This window comes from Micromonospora sp. DT4 (genome assembly GCF_049841675.1).
Lineage (GTDB): Bacteria > Actinomycetota > Actinomycetes > Mycobacteriales > Micromonosporaceae > Micromonospora.
Genome location: NZ_JBNCKT010000048.1, coordinates 15,359 through 40,632 on the forward strand (window position 1 = coordinate 15,359; position 25,274 = coordinate 40,632).

General features: G+C 72.4%; 26 protein-coding genes and 1 pseudogene. 10 read left to right on the forward strand and 17 right to left on the reverse strand.

Features of this window, described 5'->3' with window-relative positions:
* Positions 1-13: 13 nt before the first annotated feature.
* From ACLQ24_RS15730 to ACLQ24_RS15750, 5 genes are all read right to left on the reverse strand, one after another.
* Entirely contained in the window at positions 14-781 is a 768-nt protein-coding gene (locus ACLQ24_RS15730) for a (Fe-S)-binding protein (protein WP_425892333.1), read from the reverse strand.
* Between the two features lie 16 nt (positions 782-797).
* Positions 798-1,547: an SDR family NAD(P)-dependent oxidoreductase gene (locus tag ACLQ24_RS15735; RefSeq protein ID WP_425892335.1), complete on the reverse strand. Its 750-nt coding sequence runs from the start codon at positions 1,545-1,547 to the stop codon at positions 798-800.
* Positions 1,544-2,395: a fumarylacetoacetate hydrolase family protein gene (locus ACLQ24_RS15740; protein WP_425892337.1), complete on the reverse strand. Its 852-nt coding sequence runs from the start codon at positions 2,393-2,395 to the stop codon at positions 1,544-1,546. The genes ACLQ24_RS15735 and ACLQ24_RS15740 overlap by 4 nt, the downstream gene beginning before the upstream one ends.
* Before the next feature lie 196 nt (positions 2,396-2,591).
* The gene (locus ACLQ24_RS15745) at positions 2,592-3,476 is read right to left on the reverse strand and encodes an MHYT domain-containing protein (RefSeq protein ID WP_425892339.1); all 885 of its coding nucleotides are present in this window, start codon (positions 3,474-3,476) and stop codon (positions 2,592-2,594) included.
* A gap of 164 nt (positions 3,477-3,640) precedes the next feature.
* Positions 3,641-6,442: a DEAD/DEAH box helicase gene (locus ACLQ24_RS15750; RefSeq protein ID WP_425892341.1), complete on the reverse strand. Its 2,802-nt coding sequence runs from the start codon at positions 6,440-6,442 to the stop codon at positions 3,641-3,643.
* Between the two features lie 86 nt (positions 6,443-6,528).
* On the opposite strand from ACLQ24_RS15750, the gene ACLQ24_RS15755 reads away from it, so the two are divergent.
* Both ACLQ24_RS15755 and ACLQ24_RS15760 read left to right on the forward strand, forming a co-directional pair.
* Positions 6,529-7,299: an HAD family hydrolase gene (locus tag ACLQ24_RS15755; protein ID WP_425892343.1), complete on the forward strand. Its 771-nt coding sequence runs from the start codon at positions 6,529-6,531 to the stop codon at positions 7,297-7,299.
* Positions 7,300-7,353: 54 nt separating this feature from the next.
* Positions 7,354-8,265, forward strand: coding sequence for an EamA family transporter (locus tag ACLQ24_RS15760; protein WP_425892345.1), 912 nt, complete (start codon positions 7,354-7,356; stop codon positions 8,263-8,265).
* On the opposite strand, the gene ACLQ24_RS15765 is transcribed toward ACLQ24_RS15760, so the two are convergent.
* The 6 genes from ACLQ24_RS15765 to ACLQ24_RS15790 all read right to left on the reverse strand — a co-directional run bounded on the left by ACLQ24_RS15765 (position 8,228) and on the right by ACLQ24_RS15790 (position 13,108).
* Entirely contained in the window at positions 8,228-9,166 is a 939-nt protein-coding gene (locus ACLQ24_RS15765) for a diacylglycerol kinase family protein (protein WP_425892369.1), read from the reverse strand. The genes ACLQ24_RS15760 and ACLQ24_RS15765 overlap by 38 nt on opposite strands.
* Positions 9,167-9,324: 158 nt before the next feature.
* Positions 9,325-10,278, reverse strand: coding sequence for a twin-arginine translocase subunit TatC (gene tatC, locus ACLQ24_RS15770; protein ID WP_425892347.1), 954 nt, complete (start codon positions 10,276-10,278; stop codon positions 9,325-9,327).
* Positions 10,279-10,296: 18 nt separating this feature from the next.
* Positions 10,297-10,611 (reverse strand): Sec-independent protein translocase subunit TatA, encoded by a 315-nt coding sequence (gene tatA / locus ACLQ24_RS15775; RefSeq protein WP_007459946.1) that lies wholly within the window; start codon positions 10,609-10,611, stop codon positions 10,297-10,299.
* A 157-nt stretch (positions 10,612-10,768) separates the two neighbouring features.
* On the reverse strand, positions 10,769-11,014 hold the full coding sequence (locus ACLQ24_RS15780) for a hypothetical protein (protein ID WP_425892348.1): 246 nt from the start codon (positions 11,012-11,014) through the stop codon (positions 10,769-10,771).
* Positions 11,015-11,024: 10 nt separating this feature from the next.
* On the reverse strand, positions 11,025-12,113 hold the full coding sequence (locus ACLQ24_RS15785; protein ID WP_425892349.1) for a helix-turn-helix transcriptional regulator: 1,089 nt from the start codon (positions 12,111-12,113) through the stop codon (positions 11,025-11,027).
* A complete protein-coding gene (locus ACLQ24_RS15790; protein WP_425892350.1) occupies positions 12,110-13,108 on the reverse strand; it encodes a helix-turn-helix transcriptional regulator in 999 nt (332 codons plus the stop codon). Before ACLQ24_RS15790 ends, ACLQ24_RS15785 begins: the two co-directional genes overlap by 4 nt.
* A gap of 119 nt (positions 13,109-13,227) precedes the next feature.
* Here ACLQ24_RS15790 and ACLQ24_RS15795 point away from each other — a divergent pair, with 119 nt between their 5' ends.
* Positions 13,228-14,229, forward strand: coding sequence for a cation diffusion facilitator family transporter (locus tag ACLQ24_RS15795; protein WP_425892352.1), 1,002 nt, complete (start codon positions 13,228-13,230; stop codon positions 14,227-14,229).
* A gap of 60 nt (positions 14,230-14,289) precedes the next feature.
* Positions 14,290-15,375 (forward strand): DUF3866 family protein, encoded by a 1,086-nt coding sequence (locus ACLQ24_RS15800; protein ID WP_425892353.1) that lies wholly within the window; start codon positions 14,290-14,292, stop codon positions 15,373-15,375.
* Between the two features lie 92 nt (positions 15,376-15,467).
* Here ACLQ24_RS15800 and ACLQ24_RS15805 read toward each other — a convergent pair whose 3' ends face one another.
* A complete protein-coding gene (locus tag ACLQ24_RS15805) occupies positions 15,468-15,734 on the reverse strand; it encodes a cupin domain-containing protein (protein WP_425892371.1) in 267 nt (88 codons plus the stop codon).
* A 53-nt stretch (positions 15,735-15,787) separates the two neighbouring features.
* A pseudogene (locus tag ACLQ24_RS15810) lies at positions 15,788-16,105 on the reverse strand (hypothetical protein); the annotation flags it as partial.
* Positions 16,106-16,165: 60 nt separating this feature from the next.
* Here ACLQ24_RS15810 and ACLQ24_RS15815 point away from each other — a divergent pair.
* Together ACLQ24_RS15815 and ACLQ24_RS15820 are read left to right on the forward strand one after the other, a co-directional pair.
* The gene (locus tag ACLQ24_RS15815; protein ID WP_425892355.1) at positions 16,166-16,786 is read left to right on the forward strand and encodes a hypothetical protein; all 621 of its coding nucleotides are present in this window, start codon (positions 16,166-16,168) and stop codon (positions 16,784-16,786) included.
* Entirely contained in the window at positions 16,741-17,970 is a 1,230-nt protein-coding gene (locus ACLQ24_RS15820) for a protein-arginine deiminase family protein (protein WP_425892357.1), read from the forward strand. Before ACLQ24_RS15815 ends, ACLQ24_RS15820 begins: the two co-directional genes overlap by 46 nt.
* 234 nt (positions 17,971-18,204) lie before the next feature.
* On the opposite strand, the gene ACLQ24_RS15825 is transcribed toward ACLQ24_RS15820, so the two are convergent.
* The 4 genes from ACLQ24_RS15825 to rfbA form a co-directional block, all read right to left on the reverse strand.
* Positions 18,205-18,399: a hypothetical protein gene (locus ACLQ24_RS15825; RefSeq protein WP_393223481.1), complete on the reverse strand. Its 195-nt coding sequence runs from the start codon at positions 18,397-18,399 to the stop codon at positions 18,205-18,207.
* A 67-nt stretch (positions 18,400-18,466) separates the two neighbouring features.
* Complete coding sequence (gene pafA / locus ACLQ24_RS15830) at positions 18,467-19,825, reverse strand: Pup--protein ligase (protein WP_234581936.1); 1,359 nt, start codon at positions 19,823-19,825, stop codon at positions 18,467-18,469.
* Positions 19,826-19,893: 68 nt separating this feature from the next.
* Positions 19,894-20,517, reverse strand: a complete 624-nt coding sequence (gene rfbC, locus ACLQ24_RS15835) for a dTDP-4-dehydrorhamnose 3,5-epimerase (protein WP_425892359.1) — start codon at positions 20,515-20,517, stop codon at positions 19,894-19,896.
* Complete coding sequence (gene rfbA / locus ACLQ24_RS15840) at positions 20,514-21,401, reverse strand: glucose-1-phosphate thymidylyltransferase RfbA (RefSeq protein ID WP_425892361.1); 888 nt, start codon at positions 21,399-21,401, stop codon at positions 20,514-20,516. The genes rfbC and rfbA overlap by 4 nt, the downstream gene beginning before the upstream one ends.
* A gap of 88 nt (positions 21,402-21,489) precedes the next feature.
* Between rfbA and rfbB the strand changes: the two genes are divergently transcribed.
* The 4 genes from rfbB (at position 21,490) to ACLQ24_RS15860 (ending at position 25,023) form a co-directional block, all read left to right on the forward strand.
* Positions 21,490-22,491, forward strand: coding sequence for a dTDP-glucose 4,6-dehydratase (gene rfbB / locus ACLQ24_RS15845; protein ID WP_425892363.1), 1,002 nt, complete (start codon positions 21,490-21,492; stop codon positions 22,489-22,491).
* A gap of 159 nt (positions 22,492-22,650) precedes the next feature.
* The gene (locus ACLQ24_RS15850) at positions 22,651-23,022 is read left to right on the forward strand and encodes a DUF2304 domain-containing protein (protein ID WP_007459918.1); all 372 of its coding nucleotides are present in this window, start codon (positions 22,651-22,653) and stop codon (positions 23,020-23,022) included.
* Positions 23,015-23,716, forward strand: coding sequence for a glycosyltransferase family 2 protein (locus ACLQ24_RS15855; protein ID WP_007459917.1), 702 nt, complete (start codon positions 23,015-23,017; stop codon positions 23,714-23,716). Before ACLQ24_RS15850 ends, ACLQ24_RS15855 begins: the two co-directional genes overlap by 8 nt.
* A complete protein-coding gene (locus tag ACLQ24_RS15860) occupies positions 23,713-25,023 on the forward strand; it encodes a polysaccharide biosynthesis protein (protein WP_425892365.1) in 1,311 nt (436 codons plus the stop codon). The genes ACLQ24_RS15855 and ACLQ24_RS15860 overlap by 4 nt, the downstream gene beginning before the upstream one ends.
* Positions 25,024-25,274 lie beyond the last annotated feature (251 nt).

Below are 25,274 nucleotides of genomic sequence, written 5' to 3' on the forward strand. Positions count from 1 at the left end.
AACGTCCGGCGGGTCACGACCGCGCTGCCGATCCGGCGCGGGCCGCTCCGCTGGTCTCCGTCGAGGCCAGGATCTCGGCCAGGTGCACGGTGCGCACCCCGGTGCGCAGCCGCGCCAGTCCACCGCCGATGTGCATGAGACAGGACACGTCTCCGGCGGCGCACACGTCGGCGCCGGTGTCCAGCACGTGACGCATCTTGTCCGCCAGCATCGCCGTGGACGTCTCCGGGTTCTTCACGGCGAACGTGCCGCCGAAGCCACAGCACTGCTCCGCCGCCGGCAACTCGACCAGGTCGAGGCCGCGCACCTCGCGCAGCAGCTGTCGCGGCCGGTCGCCGACCCGCAGCATCCGCAGCGAGTGGCAGGTCGGGTGGTAGGTGACCCGGTGCGGGTAGTACGCGCCCACGTCGGTCACCCCGAGCACGTCGACGAGCAGCTCCGACAACTCGTACGTCCGCTCGGCCACCGACTCGGCCCGACTGGCCAGACCCTCGTCGCCCGCGCGCCGCGCCACCATCGCGTGCTGGTGGCGTACCGACCCGACGCAGGAGCCCGACGGCGCGACGATCACGTCGTACGGGTCGAAGGTCCGCACGTGACGGCGTACCAGCGGCACGGCCTCGCGCTGGTAGCCGGTGTTGACGTGCATCTGCCCGCAGCAGGTCTGCTCGGTCGGGAAGACGACCTCGTGGCCGAGCCGTTCCAGCAGCCGTACGGTCGCCGTGGCCGCCTGCGGAAACATGGTGTCGGCCAGACAGGTCACGAAGAGCGCGATCCGCACGGCACACCCCCGCCCGTCACGGCCGGACCCGCAGGTGGGTGACCCCACCGTCGACGTCCAACACCGTACCCGTGGTCGACGCCGAGCGCGGCGACGCGAGGTAGAGGATCGCGTTCGCTACCTCCTGCGGTGTGACCAGTCGTCCGATGGGCTGGCGGGCCTGCAGCGCCGCGCGTTCGGCGGCCGGATCGTCCGCCTGCGCCAGCAGCCGCCCGAGCCAGGGCGTGTCCGCGGTGCCGGGGCAGACGCAGTTGAACCGGATGCCCTCGCGGACGTGGTCGGTGGCCATGGCGAGGGTCAGTGACAGCACAGCGCCCTTGCTGGCCGAGTAGAGCGCGCGGCCGGGCAGGCCGTTGAGGGCCGCGATGGACGAGATGTTGACGACCGACGCGTGGTCCGAGCGGCGCAGCCAGGGCAGCGCGGCGCTGACCACCCGGGCCATGCCGACCACATTGACGTCGAGCACGCGGTGCCACTCGTCGTCGCCCTGGTCGGCGACGGTCCCGGTCGCGCCGATGCCCGCGTTGTTGACCACGACGTCGATACCGCCGAGCGCGTCGGCGACCGCGGCGACCGCCGCCTCCACCGACGGCCGACTCGACACGTCGGCGGCGACACCGACGATGTCGTCCGGAAGCCCGCTCGGGTCGAGGTCGAGGACGGCCACCCGGGCGCCCCGGGCGCTCAGCTCCACCGCGGTGGCGCGGCCAATGCCGGACGAGCCGCCCGTGACGATCGCGGCCAGCCCGATGAACTCCGGGGTCATGCCGCCACCAACGTCTGACGTGCCCGGCCCAGGCCGGCGACCTCCAGCTCCACCACGTCCCCGGCGCGCAGGTAGGGGTGGTCGGGGAGGCCGAGCGCCACCCCGGCCGGCGTTCCCGTGTTGATGACGTCGCCGGGGTACAGGACCATGAACTGGCTGAGGTACCACAGGACGTGCGCCACCGGGAAGATCATGTTCGCGGTGGACCCGTCCTGACGGAGCACCCCGTTGACCCACAGACGCAGCGCGAGCGACTGCGGGTCGTCGACCTCGTCGGCCGGCACGAGGCTCGGCCCCAGCGGGTTGAACGTCTCGCAACTCTTGCCCTTGTCCCACTGGCCGCCGCGCTCCAGCTGGAAGGCGCGCTCGGAGACGTCGTGCGACACCGCGTACCCGGCGACGTGGCGCAGGGCCTGCTCCGGGGACTCGGCGTACCGAATGGTCGCGCCGACGATCACCGCAAGTTCGACCTCCCAGTCGGTTTTCGTCGAGCCGCGCGGAACGAACACGTCGTCGTACGGCCCGACGATGGTCATCGGATCCTTCATGAAGACCACCGGCTCGGCGGGCAGCGCCGCGCCGGTCTCCGCCGCGTGGTCGCGGTAGTTGAGCCCGATGCAGACGATCTTGGGAGGGCGGGCGATGGGAGCGCCCACCCGCAGGCTGTCCGCGTCGGGCAGCTCGGTCAGGTCGCCGCGGTCGAGCGCGACCCGCGTCCGCGCGATCCCGTCCGACGCCCAGAACGCCCCGTCCAGGTCGGCGGTGAGCGGCCGCAGGTCGAAGGGCGTACCGTCGCGCTGGACGACCGGGATCTCCTGGCCGCTGGGGCCGAGGCGCTGGAAGTTCATCTCACCCTCCTCTGTGTCCGGGCTGACTCGCGGGGGTGGCGGACACCCCCGCATTCAACACCGACACGCCTCGCCGCTCGCACGGCGGGACCACCCGGGTCAGCGGATTGGGACGCGATCGTCGCGTCAACGGATCGTGGACAGTTTCCGTTGGTGCCAACGGAAACTGTCCACGATGTGAGGGCGCAGGAGCGCTTCAGCGCGGCGGATTGTCCCGGCGGGAGGGGAACGGGGTGCCGGGCTGCCCGAGGGTGGAGCGGGCGCGCAGCCCGACCGGGTCCGGGGCGGCTGCCGGCGCGGCCGGGGTGGGTTCCGGGGTCCGGCGGGCGTCCAGGTACGCGGCGGCGGCCCGGTCGTCGTCGGTGGGGGCGGCGAGCAGGGCGTAGAGCAGCCCGACCACGCCGAAGATCACCGCCACGACGATCGGCACCAGCAGCGCGCTCACCCCGGCACCGGTCACCCCACCCGAGCGCTCGTGCAGGTGCACCGAGAGCGCGCTCATGCCGGTGAAGTGCATGCCGTTCACGGCGACACCCATGACCAGGGCGGAGGCGAAGATCGCGAGGCCGCGCCGGACGGTCATCGCGAGCCACAGCGCGACGGTCGCGGCGACGACCGCGACCACCACCGAGAGGACGACGCGGGTGGGGTCGTAGCCGAGGCTGCCGTTGAGGCGCATCGCCGCCATGCCGGTGTAGTGCATGGCGGCAACTCCGGCGCCGGTGCACACGCCGCCGGCGACGAGGCGTACCGAATTCAGCCGGCCGGTACCGACGATGGCCAGGCCGATGCCGACCGCGACCACCGCGATGGCGGTGCTGGCGGCGGTCAGCGACACGTCGTACCGGATGCGCGCGCCGTCGACGGCGAAGCCGAGCATGGCCATGAAGTGCATCGCCCAGATGGCGGTGCCGCCGAGCGCCCAGGCGGCCAGGAGGCCCCACCAGGCGCGCTGCCCGGCGGTCCGGGCCGTGCGGATACGGCCGGCGCAGACGAGCCCGAGGATCGACCCGAGCACCGACAGCGCGTAGCTCAGCGCGGGCGTGATCCACCCGTACTCAAAATGATTGATGTCCGCCACGGCGGTTGCTCTCCCCATTCATTACCGGCGCGCAAGAACAGCGCCCCGGTAATGCTCAGGTGTGCTTTGAGCAGGCGCAATAGCACCCTCGGGCCATTCGCGGGGGCTATTGCGGTGACCGTCCGATGCGTCGCTTCGCTAGGCGCGTTGACCGGATGTGATCATCAGGCAGAGGTGTGGTACGCCAGCACACCCCGGTTGATGGCCCCTATCGCCTGGCGGGCCGTCGAGCGCAGCTCCGGCGACGCGCCACCAGAGTCGGAAAGTTGACCGAGCAGGTCGACCACCTGCCGCGCCCACCGGACGAAGTCACCGGCCGGCATCTCGCCGTCGATCTCGTGCCCGCTGCCGAGCACCTTGGCCAGGGCTTCACCCCGCGCCCACCGGTAGACCGGCCAGGCAAAGCCCAGATCCGGCTCCCGGGTCGCGGCCAGCCCGCGCGCGGCCTCGTCCGCCTCGATCTCGCCCCACAGCTTCAGCGTCTCCTCCACGGCGTCCGCCACCGGGCCGCGCGGCAGGGACGCCCGCTCGTCGACGTCGCGGCGCGCCTCGAAGACCACCACGGACACCGCGGCGGCCAACTCGGCCGGGGACAGCCCCTCCCACACGCGTCGGCGCAGACACTCGGCGACCAGCAGGTCCGCCTCCGTCCAGATCCGGCTGAGCATCCGACCGGCGTCGGTGACCGCGCCGTCGTGGGCGAGGTAACCACGGTCGGTCAGCAGCGCGACAATCCGGTCGAACGTACGCGCGAGCGACCCGGTACGCCCGGACACCCGCTCGCGCAGCTCCTCGGTGTCCCGCTCCAGACGGCGGCGGCGCTCCGCCCAGCGGGCGTGCTCCTCGCGCTCCGGGCAGGCGTGGCAGGGGTGGTTGCGCAGCTCGGTGCGGAGCTGACTGAGCCGATGGTCCTCGCCGGACGTCTGCCGGGAACGGCCACCGCGACGGCCGCCGTGCCGGTCCAGGCCGGTGCCGCTGACCTCGGCAGCCAGATCCCGCCGGGCACCCGGCGAGCGGTGGTTGAAGTGCTTGGGCACCCGGATGCGGGCCAGCACCTCGGCCGGGGTGGTGAAGTCGCCCGGGCTGACCCGTCCCGCCCAACGGTCCTGGGTGAGCACCAGCGGACGGGGTTCGCCGAACCCGCCGGTCGCCGGGTCCAGCACGACCGCCAGGCCAGCGCGCCGGCCCGACGGCACGCGGATCACGTCGCCGACCCGAAGGCGCTCCAGCGACGCCACAGCCGCGGCCTTGCGCTGGGTCTGCCCCTGCCGGGCGATGGCCTTCTCCCGGTTGGCGATCGCCACCCGCAGGGCGAAGTACTCGTCGAAGTCGCCGTGGTGGCAGGCGGCCTCCGCGCCGTACGCCTCGATCGTCTCGGTGTTGCGCTGCACCTGCCGCGCCAGGCCGACCACCGACCGGTCGGCCTGGAACTGGGCGAACGAGGACTCCAGCAGCGCGCGGGCGGGCTCCGCGCCGACCGACCCGACCAGGTTCACCGACATGTTGTACGACGGCCGGAAGCTGGACCGCAGCGGATAGGTGCGGGTGGAGGCGAGGCCGGCCACGTGCCGTGGGTCGGTCTCCGGGGACCACACCACCACGGCGTGCCCCTCGACGTCGATGCCCCGCCGGCCGGCGCGGCCGGTGAGCTGGGTGTACTCCCCCGGGGTCAGGTCGACGTGCGCCTCGCCGTTGTACTTGACCAGGCGTTCCAGCACCACGCAGCGCGCCGGCATGTTGATGCCCAGGGCCAGGGTCTCGGTGGCGAAGACCGCCTTGACCAGACCCCGGACGAACAGTTCCTCGACGACCTCCTTGAACACCGGCAGCATGCCGGCGTGGTGGGCGGCGAGGCCGCGCTCCAGGCCGTCGAGCCACTCCCAGTAGCCCAGCACCGTCAGGTCCTCGCTGGGGATGGCGGTGATCCGGGACTCGACCACCCGGCGGATCTCGGTGCGCTCCTCGGGCGAGGTGAGCCGCAGCCCGGCGGCCAGGCACTGCTGCACGGCGGCGGCACAGCCGGCACGGCTGAAGATGAACAGGATGGCCGGCAGCAGGCCCTCCCGGTCCAGCCGGTCCACGATGTCCGGCCGGATCGGGCCACGCCAGCGGGGGCCACGTCGACCGGCGCCCGGGCCGGCGCTGCGCCCCTCGCCCAGCTCCAGCCGACGCATCGTGTCGCGGGTGTAGCGCAGCAGCTCCGGGTGCACGTCGTGCTTGCGGGCGGCGTCGGCGTCGTGGAACAGGTCGAACATCCGCTTGCCGACCAGCATGTGCTGCCACAGCGGTACCGGCCGGTGCTCACTGACCACCACGGCGGTCTCGCCGCGCACGGTGACCAGCCAGTCGGCGAACTCCTCGGCGTTCGACACGGTCGCCGACAACGAGACCAGGGTGACCGACTCCGGCAGGTGGATGATCACCTCTTCCCACACGCCGCCCCGGAAGCGGTCCGCGAGGTAGTGCACCTCGTCCATCACCACGTAGGCGAGCCCCTGCAACGTGCTGGAGCCCGCGTAGAGCATGTTGCGCAGCACCTCGGTGGTCATCACCACCACGGGCGCGTCGCCGTTGATCGCGTTGTCGCCGGTCAGCAGGCCGACCTGCTCGGCGCCGTACCTGGCGACCAGATCGTGGTACTTCTGGTTGGACAGGGCCTTGATCGGCGTCGTGTAGAAGCACTTGCGCCGGGTCGTCGGCGTCGCCGCACCGCCGGCCGCCGCCGGGTCGTCGGGCCGCCCCCGCAGAGCCAGGTGTACGGCGAACTCGCCGACCACGGTCTTGCCGGCGCCGGTCGGAGCGCAGACCAGCACACCGCTGCCCCGCTCCAACGACTGACACGCCTCGCGCTGGAAGTCGTCGAGGTCGAACCCCAGATCACGGGCGAACTCGTCCAGCGCCGGGAACTGTGAGGCCTGCGCGGCCCGGCGGCGCGCCGCGGCGTACCGCTCGGCGGGGCTCGACATGGCACCAAGATTAGTGCGTGCCGGGACAGTGCACCCCACAAGGCCGTCCCGAGGGGTCGTCGGCGGGGGTCGGTAGGGTGCACGGCGTGCCGGACCATGTCGAACCGCCCCAGACCACTCCGCCGGTCAGCGCCACCGACGCCACCGCCCGCCGGACGTCCCGACGGCCCGTGAAGGCGGTGCTCTTCGACTTCCACGGCACCCTCGCCCAGGTGGAGGAGCCGCGGCAGTGGGTGCTGGAGGCCGCGGCGGCGTGCGGGGTCACCCTGGACCCGGTCCGGGCCACGTCGCTGGCCGACCGGCTGCTCACCGCCGGGCGCGCCGGAGGCCCGCTGCCGGCCCGGGTTCCGCCCCGGCTCGCCGAGCTGTGGGCCGACCGGGACCTCTACCCGCACGCGCACCGGGGAGCGTACACCGGGCTGGCCGAGACCGTGGACGCGGGCATCGAGGGCTTCGCCGACGCGCTGTACGAGCGGCTGCTCGTCGCCGAGGGCTGGCTGCCGTACCCGGACACCGCCCCCACGCTGGCCGCGCTGCGCGACGCCGGTGTGCGGGTGGCGGTGGTCAGCAACATCGGCTTCGACCTGCGCCCACACTTCGACACCTGGGGGCTGACCGACCTCGTCGACGCGTTCGTGCTGTCGTACGAGGTGGGGCGCTGCAAGCCCGACCCGGCAATCTTCTGGCGGGCCTGCGGGATGCTGGGCGTCGACCCGGAGCAGACGCTGATGGTCGGCGACACCCCGGCCGACGCGGGCGCGGTGGCCGCCGGCTGCGCGGCGCTGGTGCTACCGGCCGCCGACCCGGGCCGGAAGAACGGGCTGGGCGCGGTCCTGGACCTGGCCCTGCCGTCCTGATCCCCGTGGAGGCCGCTCGCGCGTCCCGGGAGTCGACCGCCTAGCGTCAGGGCCGTGACGGACACTCTCCTGCCTGCGTCGACACCGACCGACGCGCCCCCGCAGCGCCGCGGTGGTGTCGTCGCCGTGGGGTTGGTGCTCGGCGGGGCGCTGTCGGTGCAGTTCGGCTCCGCCCTGGCCGCGCTGCTCTTCCCGCGTACCGGGGTGGCCGGCGCGGTGACCCTGCGCCTGACGATCTCGGCGGTGCTGCTGCTCGTCGTGTGCCGGCCCCGACTGCGCGGGCACGACCGCTCGGCCTGGCTCGCGGCCGGCATGTTCGGGCTGGCCCTGGCCGGCATGAACTCGCTGTTCTACCAGGCCATCGAGCGCATCCCGCTCGGACCGACGGTGACCCTGGAGGTACTCGGACCGCTGGCGCTGTCGGTGTTCACCGCCCGCCGGCTGGCGAGCTGGTGCTGGGCCGGACTCGCGCTGGCCGGGGTGGCGCTGCTCGGGCAGGGTGGCTTCGACCGGCTCAACCCGGCCGGGGTGGCCTTCGCGTTCGGCGCGGGGGCGATGTGGGCCGCGTACATCGTGCTCAGCGCCCGGGTCGGCGGCCGGTTCCCCGGCGCGGACGGGCTCGCCCTCGCACTCACCCTCGCCGCGCTGGTCACCCTGCCGCTGGGCATCGCCGACGGCGGCGCCGTCCTGCTCGACCCGACCGTGCTGGCGCTCGGTACCGCCCTCGCGGTGCTCGCCTCCGGTCTGCCCTACACCCTGGAACTGCTGGCGCTGCGCCGGATGCCCACATCGACCTTCGCGGTGCTGATGAGTCTCGGCCCGGCCGTCGCCACCCTCGCCGGCTGGCTGGTGCTGCGGCAGGCACTGACCCTGCTGGAATGTGTTGCCATCGTGCTGGTCATCGCCGCCAGCATCGGCGCGGTACGGGTCAGCGCAGCAGTCGCAGGGCCCCCGGCACCGCAGTGATCGACACCGGCAGTCCGAGCGAGCGCTCCCCGTCGGCGTACGTGACGATCCCGTCGGCGGCCAACTCCACCGTACGGGCCCGGTAGCTGCTCACCACCGGGTGGTCGATGTGGGTGCCCTCGTAGATCTGCGGCTTGACCCGGATCATGGTGCGCCGGTCCGCCCGGCCGGCCACCACCACGTCCAGCAGCCCGTCGGTCGGGTCGGCGTCGGGGCAGATCCGCATCCCGCCGCCGTACGACGGGCAGTTGCCCACCGCCACGAGCACCGAGTCCATCTCGTGGAGCACCCCGTCGAGGCGCATCGTGTAACGCCGGGGCTTCAGGCGGGCCATCTCGATGAGGATCGCCAGGTCGTACCGGCGGGGACCGCGCGGCCACCACATCCGGTTGGCACGCTCGTTGACGATCGCGTCGAAGCCCGCCGCGAGCACGGCCCCGTACCAGCGCTCGGCACCATCGGCGCCGGTCATCCGGGCCAGGTCGACGGGACTGCTCCGGCCGGCGCGCAGCGCCTCGGCGATCACCTTCACGGCGGCGACGGGATCGGCGGGAAACCCGGTGTCGATCGCGAAGTCGTTGCCGGTGCCGGCCGGCACCGGACCGAACGGGATGTCAGTGCCGGCCACGCCCTGCATCGCCCGGTGCACGGTGCCGTCTCCGCCGATCGCGACCAGCGCGCCGACGCCGTCGGCGACCGCCGCACGACAGGCCGCCTCCGCCTCGACCGGACCGGACGCCGACAGCACCCGGACCGGCCGGCCGGCGGCAGACAGCCCGTCCAGCAGTCGGGGCAGCAGGGCCCGACGCCGTCCCCGGCCGGCAGTCGGGTTGGCGAGCACGGCCACCGGACCAGCGGCCGACGCGGCGTCCTCCGCCGGTCCGGGCCGAAACTCTTTCACGGTCACGGCAGCACCGTACTCGTCGTACATCTGATGTTCATCGTGCGGAGGTAGCGCTCCCAGCCCACCGCGCGGCTCGATTCGGTCGACGGCGGACACAGCGACGCCGCCCCCGCTCGGCGGGGACGGCGTCGGCAGACTCCGGCGGCGCGGGGCCGTCAGGTCATGTCGTCGTAGCGGCGTTCGATGGGCGCCGGCTTCGCGATCGGCTCGGGGGCGCCGACCGGCGCGGTCGCGTCGACCCGCTGCCCGGCCAGGACCGGGTCCGTGTCGAACTCCAGCGGCGAGACCTCGTCGTCGTCGAGACCGGCGTAGACCTCCTTGCCGCGACCCCGCCGCCTGTCGTTGATGAACGCGATGCCCACCGCGCCGAAGTAGAGCGCGGAGAGGCAGATCGCCAGGGCGGTCATCCCGAACGGGTCGGGGGTGGGGGTGACCACGGCAGAGAACGCGAAGAACACGAAGATCGCCACCCGCCACCAGCTCAGCAGCCGCTTCGCGCTGGCGATGCCCACGAAGTTGAGCATCAACACCAGTAGCGGGAACTCGAACGCCACCCCGAACAGCAGGATCAGGTTGGTGACGAACGAGATGTACCTGGTGATGTCGAGCGTGGTGGTGATGTCGCCGCCACCGGAGACGTTGAGCAGGAACTCCAGGCCCTTCGAGGTGACGAAGTACGCCAACACGGCGCCAGCCGCGAAAAGGGGCGCGGCCAGAGCGGTGAAAACGTAGGCGTAACGCCGCTCGTGCCGGTGCAGACCCGGGGCGATGAACGCCCAGAGCTGGTAGAGCCAGATGGGCGCGGCCACGATCAACCCGACCCAGAGCGCGACCTTCAGCTGCAAAAGGAACAGGTCGGCAGGGCCGAGCTGCACGAAATTGCACATGCCATTGGCCAGCCGGGCCTTCGGCAGATCGCAGTATGGCTGCTGGAGCAGGTGCAGCACCGGCCCGGCCAACCAGATGCCGAAGCCGAAGCCGACCACAATGCCGATCGACGCACGAAAAAGACGGTTGCGCAGCTCACGGACGTGCTCGATGAGCGTCATCGAGCCGTCGGAGGCCCGCTCGAACTCGCTCGGGCCACGCTTACGCAGGGCGAAGGCCACGGTGCTGAGGCCCTTCGGTCAGTTGTCGCGGACGCGGTGCACCGGGTCGACGACCGGCTGCTGCGCCGGCGCCTGCTGGTACGGCGCCTGCTGCGGCTGCCCGGCGTACGGCGCCTGCTGACCGGCGTGCGGCGGCAGCGGCTGGTAGCCGGCCTGCGCGTCGGCCTTCTCGGCCAGGTCGCGGTCGTCGTCCTGCAGGCTCTTGGTCTCGGCCTTGATGATCCGCAGCGAGCGACCCAGCGAACGGGCCGCGTCGGGGAGCCGCTTCGCGCCGAAGAGCAGGATCAGCACAACCACGAGAACGGCGATGTGCCACGGCTTGAGGGCACCCATGAGAAGCTCCAGTCGCTCTGTGTCCGGGGGTGGTACGCAACCCATCGTACGTGCGGATCGACCGGATGCCACCCGCCGGGTGGTGGTGGGCCGGCCCAGCCGGTGAAGTCTTGACCAACGCGCGATGATCCGTCAACCACACCGGCCGACGGCGCGGTCAGCCGCGCTTGGCCTTGATCAGCTCAAGGCGTTGCTGGGCGGTGTCGAGCTGGCGCTGGACGCCCTCGGCGCGCTGCTGCAACGCCTCGGCGGTCTCCCGCAGCGCCTCCGCCTCCCCGGCCCGGCGCTGCAACGCGAAGGTGGCGCGGCGCAGCTGGGGCAGCCGGGCCAGCACCGGACGTACGGCCAGCGCGAGCGCCACGAGCGGGAGCAGCACCAGCGCGAGCACGATCCAGATCAGCACGCCGGCCAGCCTACTGGGTACGGCCGGCCACCGCCGGATCGCCCGACGGCGCGCCGACCGGGCCGGTGTCCACGGGTGCCGGCGTCGCCGGGTCGACCTCCGGCCGCCGCGGCACACTCGTCGGCGCGGGCACCGCGTACGCGTCGAGCGCGGCGGACGCGGCGGCCCGGACCTGCTCGGCCAGCTCGACCGGGGCGACCACGGTGACATCCGGCCCGAGGCCCAGCACGAACCGCCGCGCCCAGCCCAGGTCGGTCACGCGCAGCGAGACGAGCCACTGGTCGCCGTCGCCGGCCTCGACCCGCTCGCACGGGTAGTACTCGGTGATCCACCGCTCGCCCCGCCCGATCCGCAGGGTGATCAGCGGTAGGTCGGGCGACGGCCGGAAGACGCCCTCGGTGAGGTCGTGCGGGACGGCCTGCGGCGGAACGGTGGCCGGCTCATCCAGCTCGGTGATCGCGTCGATCCGGTCGGCGCGGAACAGCCGGACCGCCTCCGCGCGCCGGCACCACGCCTCCACGTACGCCCGACCGCCGACCATCAGCATCCGCAGCGGGTCGACCACGCGCTCGGTGGTCTCGTCCCGGGCCGCGGTGTAGTAGGTGATCCGCAGCGCCTTACCGCCCTCCACGGCGGCGCGCAGCGCCTCGACCCGGCGGGTGTCCCCCGGCAGCCGGACCGCGACCGGAGCGCCCACCAGGTCACCGGCGGCATCCTCGATCTTCGCGAGGGCCCGTTCGATGGCGTCCCGGTTGGCGACGCCGGGGGTCTCGGCGAGCATCCGCAGCGCCACCACCAGCGCGAGGGCCTCGTCGGGGGTGAGGCGCAGCGGCCGGTCGATACCGGCGTCGTAGGTGATGGTCACCCGATCACCGTCGAAGGCCATGTCGATCAGGTCACCGGGGCCGTAACCGGGCAGCCCGCACACCCACAGCAGCTCCAGGTCCTCCCGGAGCTGCCGCTCGGTGACGCCCAGGTCACCGGCCGCCTCGGCGACCTCGATGCCGGGTCGGGCCAGCAGGTAGGGCACGAGGTTGAGCAGGCGCGCCAGCCGGTCGGCGGAGGTCCGGGAACCGGCACGGGCGGGCGGGCGGGTCACCGGGCACCTCCCGAAACCGCCAGCTCGTCGTGGCGGACCGCGATCTCCTTGAGTCGTTGGATGACCGCCTCGCGGACCTCCGGCGGGTCGAGCACCCGCACGTCCGGGCCGTACCCGACGAGGTGGCCGGCCAGACCGTCCGGGTCGGCGTACGGCAGGACCAGCCGGTCCCCGTCCGGCCCGGCGGTCACCTCCACCGCCCAGCGGCGCAGGCCGGCGGCCCGACCCGGCGCGGCCAGCACGGTCGCCCGACCGGTGCGCTCCACCGGCCCGGACCAGCGGGCCACGTGGCTGATCAGGTCTTCTCCGGCCGGCGGCTGGTAGGCGCCGGGCGCGCCGGTCACGCGGACGGCGCCGACCACCCGGGACAGGCGGAAACAGCGGGTGGCGTCCCGGTCCAGGTCGTGGCCGACCACATACCACCGGCCCCGCCAGCAGACCACGCCCCACGGTTGGAGTCGGCGACGGCTGGGGGCGTCCCGGTCGGGTACCCGGTAGTCGAACCCGACCTCGCGGCGGTCCCGGGCGGCGGCGGTCAGCGGCGCGAACGCCGGGTCGACGGTGACCATCGGCTCCAGACCGAGGGTGGCCTGCGGATCGACGTCCACCCCGGCGGCGCGCAGCTTGGCCAGCCCGGACGACGCGGCGGCGGCCAGCCCGGCGTGCTGCCACAGGCGGGCGGCGATGCCGATGGCGGCGGCCTCGTCCGGTTCGAGGGGGATGTCGGGCAACGCGTACTCGCGGTGGGCGATGCGGTAGCCGGGCTCGGCGTCGAAGACGCTGGCCGTGCCGGTCTCCAGCGGGACGCCCAGCTCGCGCAGCTCGGCCTTGTCCCGCTCGAACTTGCGCTGGAACGCCTCGTGGTCGCGCGCGTCATCGGGATCGTGCTCGTAGCCGGGCACGGTCGCGGCGATCTGCGCGGCGGTCAGGAACCGTCGCGTGGACAGCAGGCAGATCACCAGGTTGACCAGGCGTTCGGTGCGGGTCCGCGACACGCGGTAGACGCTAGCAGCCGACGCGCCCGCAACGTGCACCCACGCGGGCGTGCCGCACACTTGTTCGGATCGGGCTCCTCCCCCGGCGCGCCGTCGCCCACGGCCATAGGGTTGCCCTCATGTCGCAGGGCGAGATGAAGACCGAGAGCGAGAGCGTCGGCACCGTGGTCGTCGCGGGTGCCGCCAACCTCGCCATCGCGATCGCCAAGCTGGTCGCCGGGCTGATCTCCGGGTCGGCCGCGATGCTCTCCGAGGCGGCGCACTCGGTCGCCGACACCACCACCGAGGTGCTGCTGTTCCAGGCACTGCGGCGCGGGGCCCGCCCGGCCGACAAGCGGCACCCCTTCGGGTACGGCAAGGAGAGCTACGTCTGGGCGTTCTTCGCCGCCATGTTCACGTTCGTCGCCGGCGCCGGCTTCGCCGTCACCCACGGCGTCACGACGATCCTCGTGCACGAGCACAGCGGCGACTACCTCGTGTCGTACGTCGTGTTGGCGGTGTCGTTCGTCATCGAGTCGATCTCGCTGGCCCGGGCCGTCCGGCAGGTCCGTCGCGAGTCCCGGCGCTGGCAGACCACCCCGCGACGGTTCCTGCGGCTCACCGCCGACACCACCGTCAAGGCCGTCTTCCTGGAGGACAGCGCGGCCCTGATCGGCCTGGTGCTGGCGGCGCTGGGCGTCGGCCTGTCGCACGCCACCGGCGACGAGGTGTGGGACGGCGTCTCGTCGATCCTGATCGGCCTCCTGCTGCTGACCGTCGCCGCGATCCTCGCCAGCAACAACCTGTCGCTGCTGGTCGGCCGGGCCGTGCCGGAACGGCTGCGCCGTGAGATCGAGCAGGAGCTGGCCGGCCTGCCCGAGGTCGAGCGCATCGACACCCTACTGACCATGCAGCTCGGCCCGGACGACATCCTCGTCGCCGCGAAGGTCGACTTCCGCGACGACGCCACCGGCGCGCAGATCGAGGCCACCGCCGACGAGGCCGAGCGGCGACTCACCGAGCGCTACCCGGAGATCCGGTTCGTCTTCCTCGACCCCACCCGCTCACAGCCGGGCGCCACCGGCAACGCCCGACACACCCAGGCCGCGCCGCCCGCGGCCCCCGGCGACGAGCAGACCTGATCCAGGCCGGCGTCGAACCCGGTCGCGGTCCGCCGCGCCCGCGCGGCTAGCGTGCCCGTCATGGTGCGATGGCGTACGGGGACGGTGGCGGCGCTGCGGCGGCAGTGGACCGGGGCGGTGGAACTCGACGTCGACCTGCCCGACGGCACGCGCATGCGGGCGCTGGCCTATCCCGAGCTGGTCGGCACGCCCGAGCCCGGCGACCGGGTGCTGCTCAACGCCGGCGCGCTGCTGATGGGGTTGGGCACCGGCGGGTACGCCCTCGTGGTGGCGCTGCCTGACCGGCTGCCCCCGGACCCGCCAAACGCCAGCGACACCCGCGACGCCGGGCACCTGGTCAAGGCTCGCTACACCCCGTTGCAGCCGATCCTGCTCGGTGTCGACGAGGAGGCGTCCCCGCACCGCGCCGTGCTGGCCGACGCCGACGACCTGGGCGGCATGCCGGTGGTGACCGCCGACCTGCACTCGGCGCTGCCGGCGATCCTGGCCGGCATCCGGGCCGACGCCCCGCGGGCGCGGGTCGCGTACCTGCTCACCGACGGTGGGGCGTTGCCGGCGTGGTTCTCCCGCACCCTCGCGGGTCTGCGCGACGAACTGGCCGGGACGATCACCGTCGGGCAGGCGTTCGGCGGCGACCTGGAGGCGACCACCCTGCACGGCGGTCTGCTCGCCGCCCGGCACGTGCTGCGCGCCGACGTGTCCATCGTCGCACAGGGGCCCGGCAACCTGGGCACGGGCACCCGGTGGGGCTTCTCCGGCGTCGCCGTCGGCGAGGCGGTCAACGCGATCGCCACGCTCGGCGGCCGGCCGGTCGGCTCGCTGCGCATCTCCGACGCCGACCCCCGCCACCGGCACAACGGCGTGTCGCACCACAGCCTCACCGCGTACGGCCGGGTGGCACTCGCCCCGGCGGAGCTGGCGGTACCCGACGGCCTGGACCCGGCCCTGGCCGCCGAGGTCGACGCGGCCCTGGCCCCGCTGGCGGCCCGGCACCGGATCGTCCGGGTGCCCACCGCCGGCCTCGACGCCGCGCTGCGGTCCAGCGTCGTGCCCCTGTCCACCATGGGCCGTGGCCTGGACGCCGACCACGCCTACTTCCTGGCAGCCGCAGCAGCCGGCCGCCACGCCACAACCCACCTCCCCTAACTCGAAAATCGAACCGTACGTAGGCACGCGGCAGCATCCGCGTCGGCGCTACGTCGATGCCAACCTCTTGATCAACGGGAGAAGCGTGGGTGTCAGCGGATCACCGGGCGTTGGTCGCGGGGTAGGGCCTCGCTGAGTTCACGGGACAGGTTGAGGGTGTCCCCGCTGACCTCGGGTGGCGTGTTCGCCATCCACTGCGTCAGCGAGACGGACTCGAACCGGAGACTGCGGAACATCTCCAGGAAGACCAGCGGCTCGGTGCCGAGGTTCTCGATGTGCTGCCCGTAGGCGAACGGCACGTACCCGACATCGCCGACGCGCATGTCGAAGGTGCCGGCCACACCGGAGCTGGCGAACACACCATCCGGCCGTGGCCGGAGAGGTAGTACTGCCACTCGTCGCCGTTGGGGTGCCAGTGCAGCTCCCGCATCCCACCCGGGTCCACCTCGACCAGCGCGGCGCAGATCGTGGTGGCCGCAGCGAACTGGGTGACGTCGGCGACGCGGACCTGGCCGCCCGGGAACCGCTGCGGCTTCTGCGCGAGCAGCCGATGGCTGAGGCTGCGGGGCACGTCCCCGGTCGGACTCGCCCGCACCGGCGCACAGGGCAGGCCGAGCCCGCTGGGGCGGGCGCACAGGGCAGGCCGAGCCCGGCTGGGGCGCACAGGGCAGGCGTACGGGCCTGCGCCGGCACCGGATGCGGGCGGACCACGGTGGGCGAGGCGATCCACGAACAGTTCCCAACCGAACGCTGACCGGTTCCTGACAAGTCGTCGTTAGCGTCCACGTCCATGAATCGATCCACCAATTGGGCGGTGGCCGGCATGGCCGCCGTCGCTCTGACCGTTGCGCCCGTTCCGGCCTCGGCCGCGGACAGCATCGGCGCCGGACTCCAGGAGGTCACTCCGGGCGGGATGTTCCTGGCCAACATCGATGACGACGCGAACGCCTGCCGGTCGGCGGCGCAGCGGATCACGAGCGAGGCGGTGGCCCGCGAGGAGGCCAACCAGCAGCGCTTCAGCGACGAGAAGGATGCTCTCGCCCAACTGCCGGACCAGGAACAGGCCGAGAAGGACTTCCTGGCCCTGCGTCGGGCGCACCGGTGGGAGCAGGACCTCGCCGACCGGCAGTTGGCCGGGTGCAACGACGCCGCCGACACGGTGGTGAACGGTGCCGCGGACGAGCGGGACCTGTTCCGGTTGCGGGTGACATCGTGGCTGGACGCGCCGGCCACCGCCACCGCGAGGTTGACGACGAGCGGCCGGGTGCGGCTGTTCGTGAAACGCGCCCGCTGGGAGGTGGCGGACGTCCTGACGGCCGCTGAGCTGCGCCGAGGCGTCGACCTGGGCCTGGAGGGCACGACGTCGTGCGGGACCGGGCCGACTGGGACGGCACGGCGGTGGTCACCCTGACCGTAACCGTCGCGGGCGCAGCCACCACCCGTACGGTACGCCTGCGGGCGGCACCCGTGCTCACTCAGCTCAACACGCAACGACTGCAACGTGTCTTCGCCGCCGAGTCGGATGACGAGAACACCCGCGGCTGGCATGCCGAGGTCGCCAAGGCGGCACCGCTGACCACCCTGCCAACCGCCGACGACAACTGGACGCAGGACCTGTTCGAACCGGCGTACCAGAAGGTCGACGGGCACGGCATGCGGGTGCTCGTGCCCTCCGTAAACGACCGGCACCGCCAGGCCGCGCGCGTCGCCTACACGCAGCTGCGGGGACGCGACGTGGCGGTGGTGCACGTCGCGGACGTGCCGGAGGCCGACAGCGACGACGACAACACCTACGACTCGATGGGCAACCTGGAGACCATGCCCCCCACGCCGGGTCACCCGAACGGGACGATCGTGGTGGGCGGCACTCCCTCGGCGCGAATCCTGACGTTCTTTCGGGCGCAGGGCGCGCAGGACGTGGTCACGGTGGACACCGGCTGGCTGACCGTCGGGCACGTCGACGAGTTCATCCAGTTCCTGCCCGTCGACAGCGGGTGGAAGGCGATCGTCGCCGACCCGGCCGCCGGCCTCACCATGCTGGCCGGCGTGCCGCAGAAGGAGAAGCTGCACGGCAACCTGCCGACGTTGGAGTGGCCCTACGACGAGCGCATCGACCAGCGTACGGTCGCCGAGTTCCGCGCCGACGACCAGTTCGTCGACACCAACCGCGTCGCCGCCCGCCGGATCGACCAGAACATCACCACGCTGGGACTGCCGGCGTCCCGGATCGTCCGGATTCCGGTCCTGTTCACCGCCCGCAGCTTCGACTGGGCGCTGGCACAGAGCGCGATCGACGGCATGGACGACGGACCGGAGAAGGACGAGGCGATCGTTGCTCTCAACGCCATGCGGTACGCCGTCGGCGAGACCCCCAACCTGATCAACGGGCTGGTCGTCAACGGCAACCGGTACGTCGCGCCCAAACCGTACGGCCCTCTGCTCGGCGGCCACGACGTGTTCGAGACCGCCGCCACCCAGGCGCTGGCGACGGTGGGCTACCAGGTCAGCTACGTGGACGATCTCACCTCCGCGCACGTGGGCGAAGGCGAGATCCACTGCTCCACGAACACGTTCCGGGACTACCTCGCCTCGTGACCGACACACGAGGTCGGGACGGGTCGCGGGGCGTGGCGAACCATCATCGGATCCCTATGGGAGCCTCACAGTTTCCTGACAAGTGGTCAGTAGTGTCGCACTCATGAGAGAACACGTGCACATCGAGACGACCGCCAACGGCGACTGGGCAATCGACACGGACACGACGACCACTACGGCCAGCACAGAGGGTGAGCACGGCACGGAGCGCTGACCGGACCGGGACAACGCGGTTCAGGACAGGAAGATCAGGGCGAGCCAGCCGCCCACGATGACCACCAGCGCCACGGCCAGCACCCAGGTCGGCACGGTGTACTCACCGCGCCGGTTGCGGTCGATCTCGGCACGGATCTTCTCCCGCCGGCGTTCGACCCAGTTCTGCCGCTCGGTGCCGCGCTCGGGGCGGTCGGGTGGTCCGGAAGTCGTCATGGCGCGCCCAGCCTACCGGTTGCGCCGGCCCCGGCGGTGGATACCACCGCCGGGGCCGGCGGACCCGTCACATGCTGGCGATCAACCGCTCCACCCGCTCGTCGTACGCGCGGAACGGGTCCTTGCAGAGGACGGTGCGCTGCGCCTGGTCGTTGAGCTTCAGGTGCACCCAGTCGACGGTGAAGTCGCGCCGCTTCTCCTGGGCGTGCCGGATGAACTCGCCGCGCAGCCGCGCCCGGGTGGTCTGCGGCGGGGTCTCCTTGGCCTCGAAGATCTCCGGGTCGGTGGCGACGCGGTCCACCTCGCCGCGGCGCTCCAACAGGCCGTAGAGGCCACGGCCACGGCGCACGTCGTGGTACGCCAGGTCCATCTGCGCCACCCGGGGATGCGACAGCGGCAGGTCGTGCTTGCGCTGGTACCGCTCGATCAGCCGCAGCTTGCTGACCCAGTCGATCTCCCGCGAGACCGGCTCCAGATCACCGCTCTCGACCGCGTTGAGCACCCGGCCCCACAACTCGACGACCCGCTTGGCGGCCTGGTCGCCGCCGCGACGCTCGACAAACTCGGTGGCCTTGGCCAGGTACTCCTGCTGGATGTCCAGCGCGCTGACCTCCTTGCCGGAGGCCAGCCGCACCTTGCGGCGGCCGGTGATGTCGTGCGACACCTCGCGGATCGCCCGGATCGGGTTCTCCAACGACAGGTCGCGCATGACGACACCGGCCTCGATCATCCGCAGCACGATGTCGGCGGTGCCGACCTTGAGCAGCGTGGTGACCTCGTTCATGTTCGAGTCGCCGACGATCACGTGCAGGCGCCGGTAGCGCTCGGCGTCGGCGTGCGGCTCGTCGCGCGTGTTGATGATCGGGCGACTGCGGGTCGTCGCCGAGGAGACGCCCTCCCAGATGTGCTCGGCCCGCTGGGACAGGCAGTAGACCGCGCCCCGCGGCGTCTGCAGCACCTTGCCGGCCCCGCAGATCAACTGCCGGGTCACCAGGAACGGGATGAGTACGTCGGCGAGCCGGCCGAACTCCCCGTGCCGAGAGACCAGATAATTCTCGTGGCAGCCGTACGAGTTGCCGGCCGAGTCGGTGTTGTTCTTGAAAAGGTAGATCTCACCTGCGATGCCCTCGTCGTGCAGCCGCTTCTCCGCGTCGACGAGCAGCCCTTCCAGGATCCGCTCGCCGGCCCGGTCGTGGGCCACCAGGTCGGTCACCGAGTCGCACTCCGGTGTCGCGTACTCCGGGTGTGACCCGACGTCCAGGTAGAGACGGGCCCCATTGCGCAGGAACACGTTGCTCGACCGACCCCAGGACACGACGCGCCGGAACAGATATCGCGCGACCTCGTCCGGGGACAGCCGCCGCTGCCCGCGATAGGTGCAGGTGACGCCGTACTCGGTCTCGAGGCCGAAGATTCGCCGCTCCATGATGAGACATTAGCCGCCCGGAGGCCCAGTTCGTCACTGTCACACCACAGATCGTGCCCGAGGGGCGATCACATACCGGTTGAGTGCGACATTCCGTCCGGGCCGAGGCTCGCCACGAACCGCCGGCTGGCGTCGTACTCCGGCAGCAGGCCGCTCTCGCGGGCCTGCGCGAGGGTCGGCGCGGCATCGTCGCGGGCCGACAGCAGCGGGACCTCGGCGGGCCACTCGATGCCCAGCTCCTCGTCGAGCGGGTGCACCGCGTGCTCGCCGGTCGGGTTGTAGGTCGCCGAGCACAGGTAGCTCAGCGTCGCGTCGTCGGTCAGCGCGCAGAACCCGTGCCCCAGCCCCTCGCTGAGGTAGACCGCCCGCCGGTCGGTGTCGTCCAGCCGGACGCCCTCCCACCGGCCGAAGGTCGGCGAGCCCACCCGCAGGTCCACGATCACGTCGAGGACCGCGCCGCGCGCGCAGGTCACATACTTGGCCTGCCCCGGGGGCACGTCGGCGAAGTGGATGCCGCGCACCACGCCGCGCGCGGAGACCGACAGGTTGGCCTGGGCGAGGCGCAGCGGGTGCCCCACCGCCTCGGCGAGCTTGTCGAAGCGGTACCACTCCATGAACATGCCGCGCGGGTCGCCGTGCTGCTGGGGCGTGATCTCCCAGGCGCCCTCGATGCTCAGCTCGCGGATCTTCATCGGCCCACCCGCGCCTCGTTCTTCTCGGCCAACAGACCGAAAAGGTAGCCGCCGTACCCGCTCTTGACCAGCGGTTCGGCGAGCGCCCGCAGTTGGTCGTCGTCGATGAGGCCGGCCCGCCAGGCCACCTCCTCGACGCACCCGATCTTCAGGCCCTGCCGCTCCTCGATCACCCGGACGAACTCGCCGGCCTGCATCATCGAGGCGAACGTGCCGGTGTCCAGCCAGGCGGTGCCCCGGTCCAGCAGCGTGACGGACAGCTCGCCGGTCTCCCGGTACGTCTCGTTGACCGCCGTGATCTCCAGCTCGCCGCGGGCGCTCGGGGTGAGCTTGGCCGCGATGTCGACCACCCGGTTGTCGTAGAAGTACAGCCCGGGAACCGCGTAGCGGGACTTCGGCCGGGCCGGCTTCTCCTCGATCGAGAGCACCCGACCCTCGGCGTCGAAGTCCACCACGCCGTACTCCTGCGGGTTGGCCACCGGGTACGCGAACACCCGGCCACCGACCAGGTCACCGTGGGCGGCGAGCTGCCGACCCAGGCCGACGCCGTGGAAGATGTTGTCGCCGAGGATCAGCGCCACCGACTCGTCGCCGATGAAGTCCGCGCCCAGCACGAACGCCTGGGCGATGCCCTCCGGACGGGCCTGCTCGACGTACTCCAGCCGCAGCCCGAACTGGCTGCCGTCGCCGAGCAGCCGACGGAACTGGTCCTGGTCCTCAGGGGTGGTGATCACCAGGATCTCCCGCACCCCGGACATCACCAGGGTGGAGAGGGGGTAGTAGATCATCGGCTTGTCGAAGACCGGCATGAGCTGCTTGGACACTGCCCTGGTGATCGGCCAGAGCCGGGAACCGGTACCGCCGGCGAGTAGGATTCCGCGCACCGGGGGAGCTTAGCCGCAACCAGTCGTCGGCATGTCGGCGGTCGCCGCCGACATGCCTGCCGACCGCTTCGCGTACACTCCTGGACCCGTGAGGATCCTCGTCACCGGCGGTGCCGGATTCATCGGTTCGGAGTACGTCCGCATGCTGCTGGGCGTGCCCGGTGGCACGGCCGCGGGCGTGCCAGCGCTCGACCCGGCCGGTGTGACCGTGCTCGACAAGCTCACCTACTCGGGCAACCTGGCCAACCTCGACCCGGTGCGCGACGACCCGCGGCTGCGGTTCGTGCAGGGCGACATCTGCGACCCGACAGTCGTCGACGAGGTGGTCGCCGGGCACGACGTGATCGTGCACTTCGCGGCGGAATCACACGTCGACCGCTCGATCGCCGGCGCCGCGCCGTTCGTCACCACCAACGTGCTCGGCACGCAGACCCTGCTCGACGCCGCGCTGCGCCACGGCACCGGTCGTTTCGTGCACGTCTCCACCGACGAGGTGTACGGCTCGATCGACGAGGGCTCCTGGACGGAGACCTGGCCGCTCGCCCCCAACTCGCCGTACTCGGCCTCGAAGGCCGGCTCCGACCTGCTCGCGCTGGCCTACCACCGCACCCACGGCATGGACGTGGTGGTCACCCGCTGTTCCAACAACTACGGGCCGTACCAGTTCCCCGAGAAGGTCATCCCGCTCTTCGTCTCCAACCTGCTCGACGGCGGCACCGTCCCGCTCTACGGCGACGGCGGCAACATCCGCGACTGGCTGCACGTGCACGACCACTGCCGGGGCATCGCGCTGGTCCAGCAGAAGGGCCGCGCCGGCGAGGTCTACAACATCGGCGGCGGCACCGAGCTCACCAACAAGGAGCTGACCGGCCTGCTGCTGGAGGCCTGCGGCGCCGGCTGGGACCGGGTCGTCCCGGTCACCGACCGCAAGGGCCACGACCGCCGCTACTCGCTGGACATCACCAAGATCAACCAAGAGCTGGGGTACGCCCCGAGCATCGACCTCACCGACGGTCTGGCGCAGACCGTGCAGTGGTACCGCGACAACCGCGCCTGGTGGGAGCCGCTCAAGGCGGCGCCGACCGCATGACCCGACCGATCAGTCCCCCCGTTTAGTCCCCCGACCGGCGTACAGTCTGCTAGGGAACGGCCGTTGGGCCGCCGCTGGTGTGCCACCCCTCGCGGGCAGGCGCATCCCCCTGGCCGCCGCGTACGCCTCCGCCGCTCCACCCGCCCCGTGGAAGGTCGCATGAAGCTCACCCTCGTCACCGGCCTCACCGGCCTGATACTGCTGGCCACCATCGTCGAGCTGCTGCGCCGCCGGCAGCTCCGCGAGAAGTACGGCATGCTCTGGCTCTGCGTCCTGGTGATCGTCATTCCGCTGTCGCTCTTCCCCCGCCTGCTGGACAACGTCGCCGAGCTGCTCGGCGTCCAGTCCGGCGTGAGCCTCGTGCTCTTCCTCGGCATCGTCTTCCTGCTGCTGGTCTGCGTGCACCTCAGCTGGGAGGTCAGCGCCCTGGAGGAAGAGACCCGCACCCTGGCAGAAGACTTCGCCCTGCTACGCGCCGAGATCGACGCGGACCGGGCGGCCCGAGACGAACTGGTGTCGCACGATGGTTAACGGCAAGCGGGTCCTGATCATCATCCCCGCGCTCAACGAGTCCGGCTCGATCGCCGACGTCGTCGGCGAGGTCCGCGGCGAACTGCCCGGCGTCGACGTGCTGGTCGTCGACGACGGCTCCACCGACCGCACCGCCGCCGTCGCCGCGGCGGCCGGCGCCCGGGTCGCCAAGCTGCCGTACAACCTCGGCGTCGGCGGCGCCATGCGCCTCGGCTACCGGTACGCCCGCGACCACGACTACGACGTGGCCATCCAGATCGACGCGGACGGCCAGCACGACCCCCGGTACGTGCCGAAGCTCGTCGACCTGCTCGACGAGACCGACCTGGTGATCGGCGCCCGGTTCGCCGGCGAGGGCGACTACAGCGTCCGCGGCCCCCGCCGCTGGGCCATGGTCATGCTCTCCGGCGTCCTCTCGCGCGTCGCCCGCACCAAGCTCACCGACACCACCTCCGGGTTCCGGGCCGCCAACCGCCGCGTGATCGACATGTTCGCCACCTGGTACCCGGTGGAGTACCTGGGCGACACGGTCGAGACGCTGGTGCACACGGCCCGCCGGGGCTACACCATCCGCCAGGTGCCGGTGGCCATGCGCAAGCGGATGGCGGGCACCCCCAGCCACTCCCCGGCCAAGGCCATGATCTACCTCGGTCGGGCCTTCGCCGTCCTCACGTTGGCGCTCATTCGCCGGTGATCCGGCGGCTGCTGAGTCTGGTCCCACCGGGCACCGTCGCCGTCGGCGCTGGCCTGGCCCTGCTGGGGCTCGCCTCCTACGTCCACCTGGCCGTCGCCGGGCACAGCCTCACCGAGGCCGACTACTCGTCGCTCGCGGCGCTCTGGACGATCGTCTTCACCCTCGGCATCGGCCTGTTCATGCCCGTCGAACAGGAGGTCGCCCGGCTCGTCGCCGGCCGGCGCAGCCAGGGCCTCACCCCCGGGCCGGTGCTGGCCCGGGGGGCCGCCCTGGCCCTCGGCCTGCTCGTCGCCGTCGTCACGCTGATCATCGCCGCCCGAGGCCCGCTGGCCGACCGGTTCCTCGCCGGCGACAACCGCATGGTCGCCGTGCTGATCGGGTCGCTCGCCGCGCTCGCCGTCGCGCACACCACCCGTGGCGTGCTCTCCGGCCTGCAACTGTTCCCCTGGTACGGCACCCAACTCGGCGTGGACGGCGGCCTGCGTATCGCGCTCGTCGCCCTGCTCGGTCTGACGGGCGTCACCTCCCCCGTCTGGTTCGGCGCGGTGCTGATCGCCGCACCGCTGATCGGCGTGGCGGTCACCGCCGGGCCGGTGCTACGGGCCGTCGGCGGCGGCGTGCCCGTCGCCTGGGCCGCGTTCCTGCGCGGCCTCGGCCTGCTCATCACGTCCAGCCTGCTCTCCCAGGTCGTCGTCAACATCGGCGTGATCAACGTCCAGATCCTGGACCCCTCCGACGTAGCCACCGCCGGCGCGCTGCTCTCCGCTCTGGTGCTCGTCCGGATTCCGCTGTTCGTCTTCGCCTCACTCCAGGCGTCCCTGCTGCCCGGCCTCGCCACCTCCGCCGCCACCGGCGACCGCGCGGCCTTCAACAGCCTCCTGCGCCGCGCCCTGGGCATCGTCACCGCGCTCGGCCTCACCGGCGCCGTGCTCGCCGTCCTGCTCGGCCCGTGGCTGGTGCAGACCCTGTTCGACGCGCCCGACGTCCTCGGCCACGGCGACTTCGCCTGGCTCGCCGCGGCCACGCTCGCCTACCTCTGGGCGATGGTCCTCGGCCAGGCGCTGCTCGCCCTCGACCGGCACCGGGCGCAGGCCGTCGCCTGGGCCGTCGGGGTGGCCGCGCTGGTCGCCGCCACCCTCGCACCGGTCGCCACCGTGCTCCGGGTCGAACTCGGCTACGCGATCGGCTCCGTGGTGGTCGCCGCCACGATGGCCGCCCTGCTGCGCGGCACCCGCACCGCCGGCACGACCCCCACCGACGTCCCGCAACGCGAGGCCGTCACGCCCGGGGTGACCGGAGGGCTCTGAGGACGCGGCCCGCGCCACACGGCCGACGCGGCGCGCACCGCACGGCCGACGCGGCCCGCACCACACGGCCGGCCCGCACCGCACGGTCGGCGCGGCGCGCACCGCACGGTCGGCGCGGCGCGCACCGCACGGTCGGCGCGGCGCGCACCGCACGGCCGGCGCGCACCGCACGGCCGGCGCGGCGCGCACCGCACGGCCGGCGCGCACCGCACGGCCGGCGCGGCGCGCACCGCACGGCCGGCGCGCACCGC

Coding starts and splice junctions, on each gene's coding strand:
- ACLQ24_RS15815 (WP_425892355.1), top strand. CDS start 16,166: ATGAATCGATCCACCAATTGGGCGGTGGCCGGCATGGCCGCCGTCGCT.
- ACLQ24_RS15750 (WP_425892341.1), bottom strand. CDS start 6,442: ATGTCGAGCCCCGCCGAGCGGTACGCCGCGGCGCGCCGCCGGGCCGCG.
- ACLQ24_RS15740 (WP_425892337.1), bottom strand. CDS start 2,395: ATGAACTTCCAGCGCCTCGGCCCCAGCGGCCAGGAGATCCCGGTCGTC.
- ACLQ24_RS15855 (WP_007459917.1), top strand. CDS start 23,015: ATGGTTAACGGCAAGCGGGTCCTGATCATCATCCCCGCGCTCAACGAG.
- ACLQ24_RS15850 (WP_007459918.1), top strand. CDS start 22,651: ATGAAGCTCACCCTCGTCACCGGCCTCACCGGCCTGATACTGCTGGCC.
- pafA (WP_234581936.1), bottom strand. CDS start 19,825: ATGGAGCGGCGAATCTTCGGCCTCGAGACCGAGTACGGCGTCACCTGC.
- ACLQ24_RS15795 (WP_425892352.1), top strand. CDS start 13,228: ATGTCGCAGGGCGAGATGAAGACCGAGAGCGAGAGCGTCGGCACCGTG.
- tatA (WP_007459946.1), bottom strand. CDS start 10,611: ATGGGTGCCCTCAAGCCGTGGCACATCGCCGTTCTCGTGGTTGTGCTG.
- ACLQ24_RS15825 (WP_393223481.1), bottom strand. CDS start 18,399: ATGACGACTTCCGGACCACCCGACCGCCCCGAGCGCGGCACCGAGCGG.
- rfbC (WP_425892359.1), bottom strand. CDS start 20,517: ATGAAGATCCGCGAGCTGAGCATCGAGGGCGCCTGGGAGATCACGCCC.
- ACLQ24_RS15800 (WP_425892353.1), top strand. CDS start 14,290: ATGGTGCGATGGCGTACGGGGACGGTGGCGGCGCTGCGGCGGCAGTGG.
- ACLQ24_RS15735 (WP_425892335.1), bottom strand. CDS start 1,547: ATGACCCCGGAGTTCATCGGGCTGGCCGCGATCGTCACGGGCGGCTCG.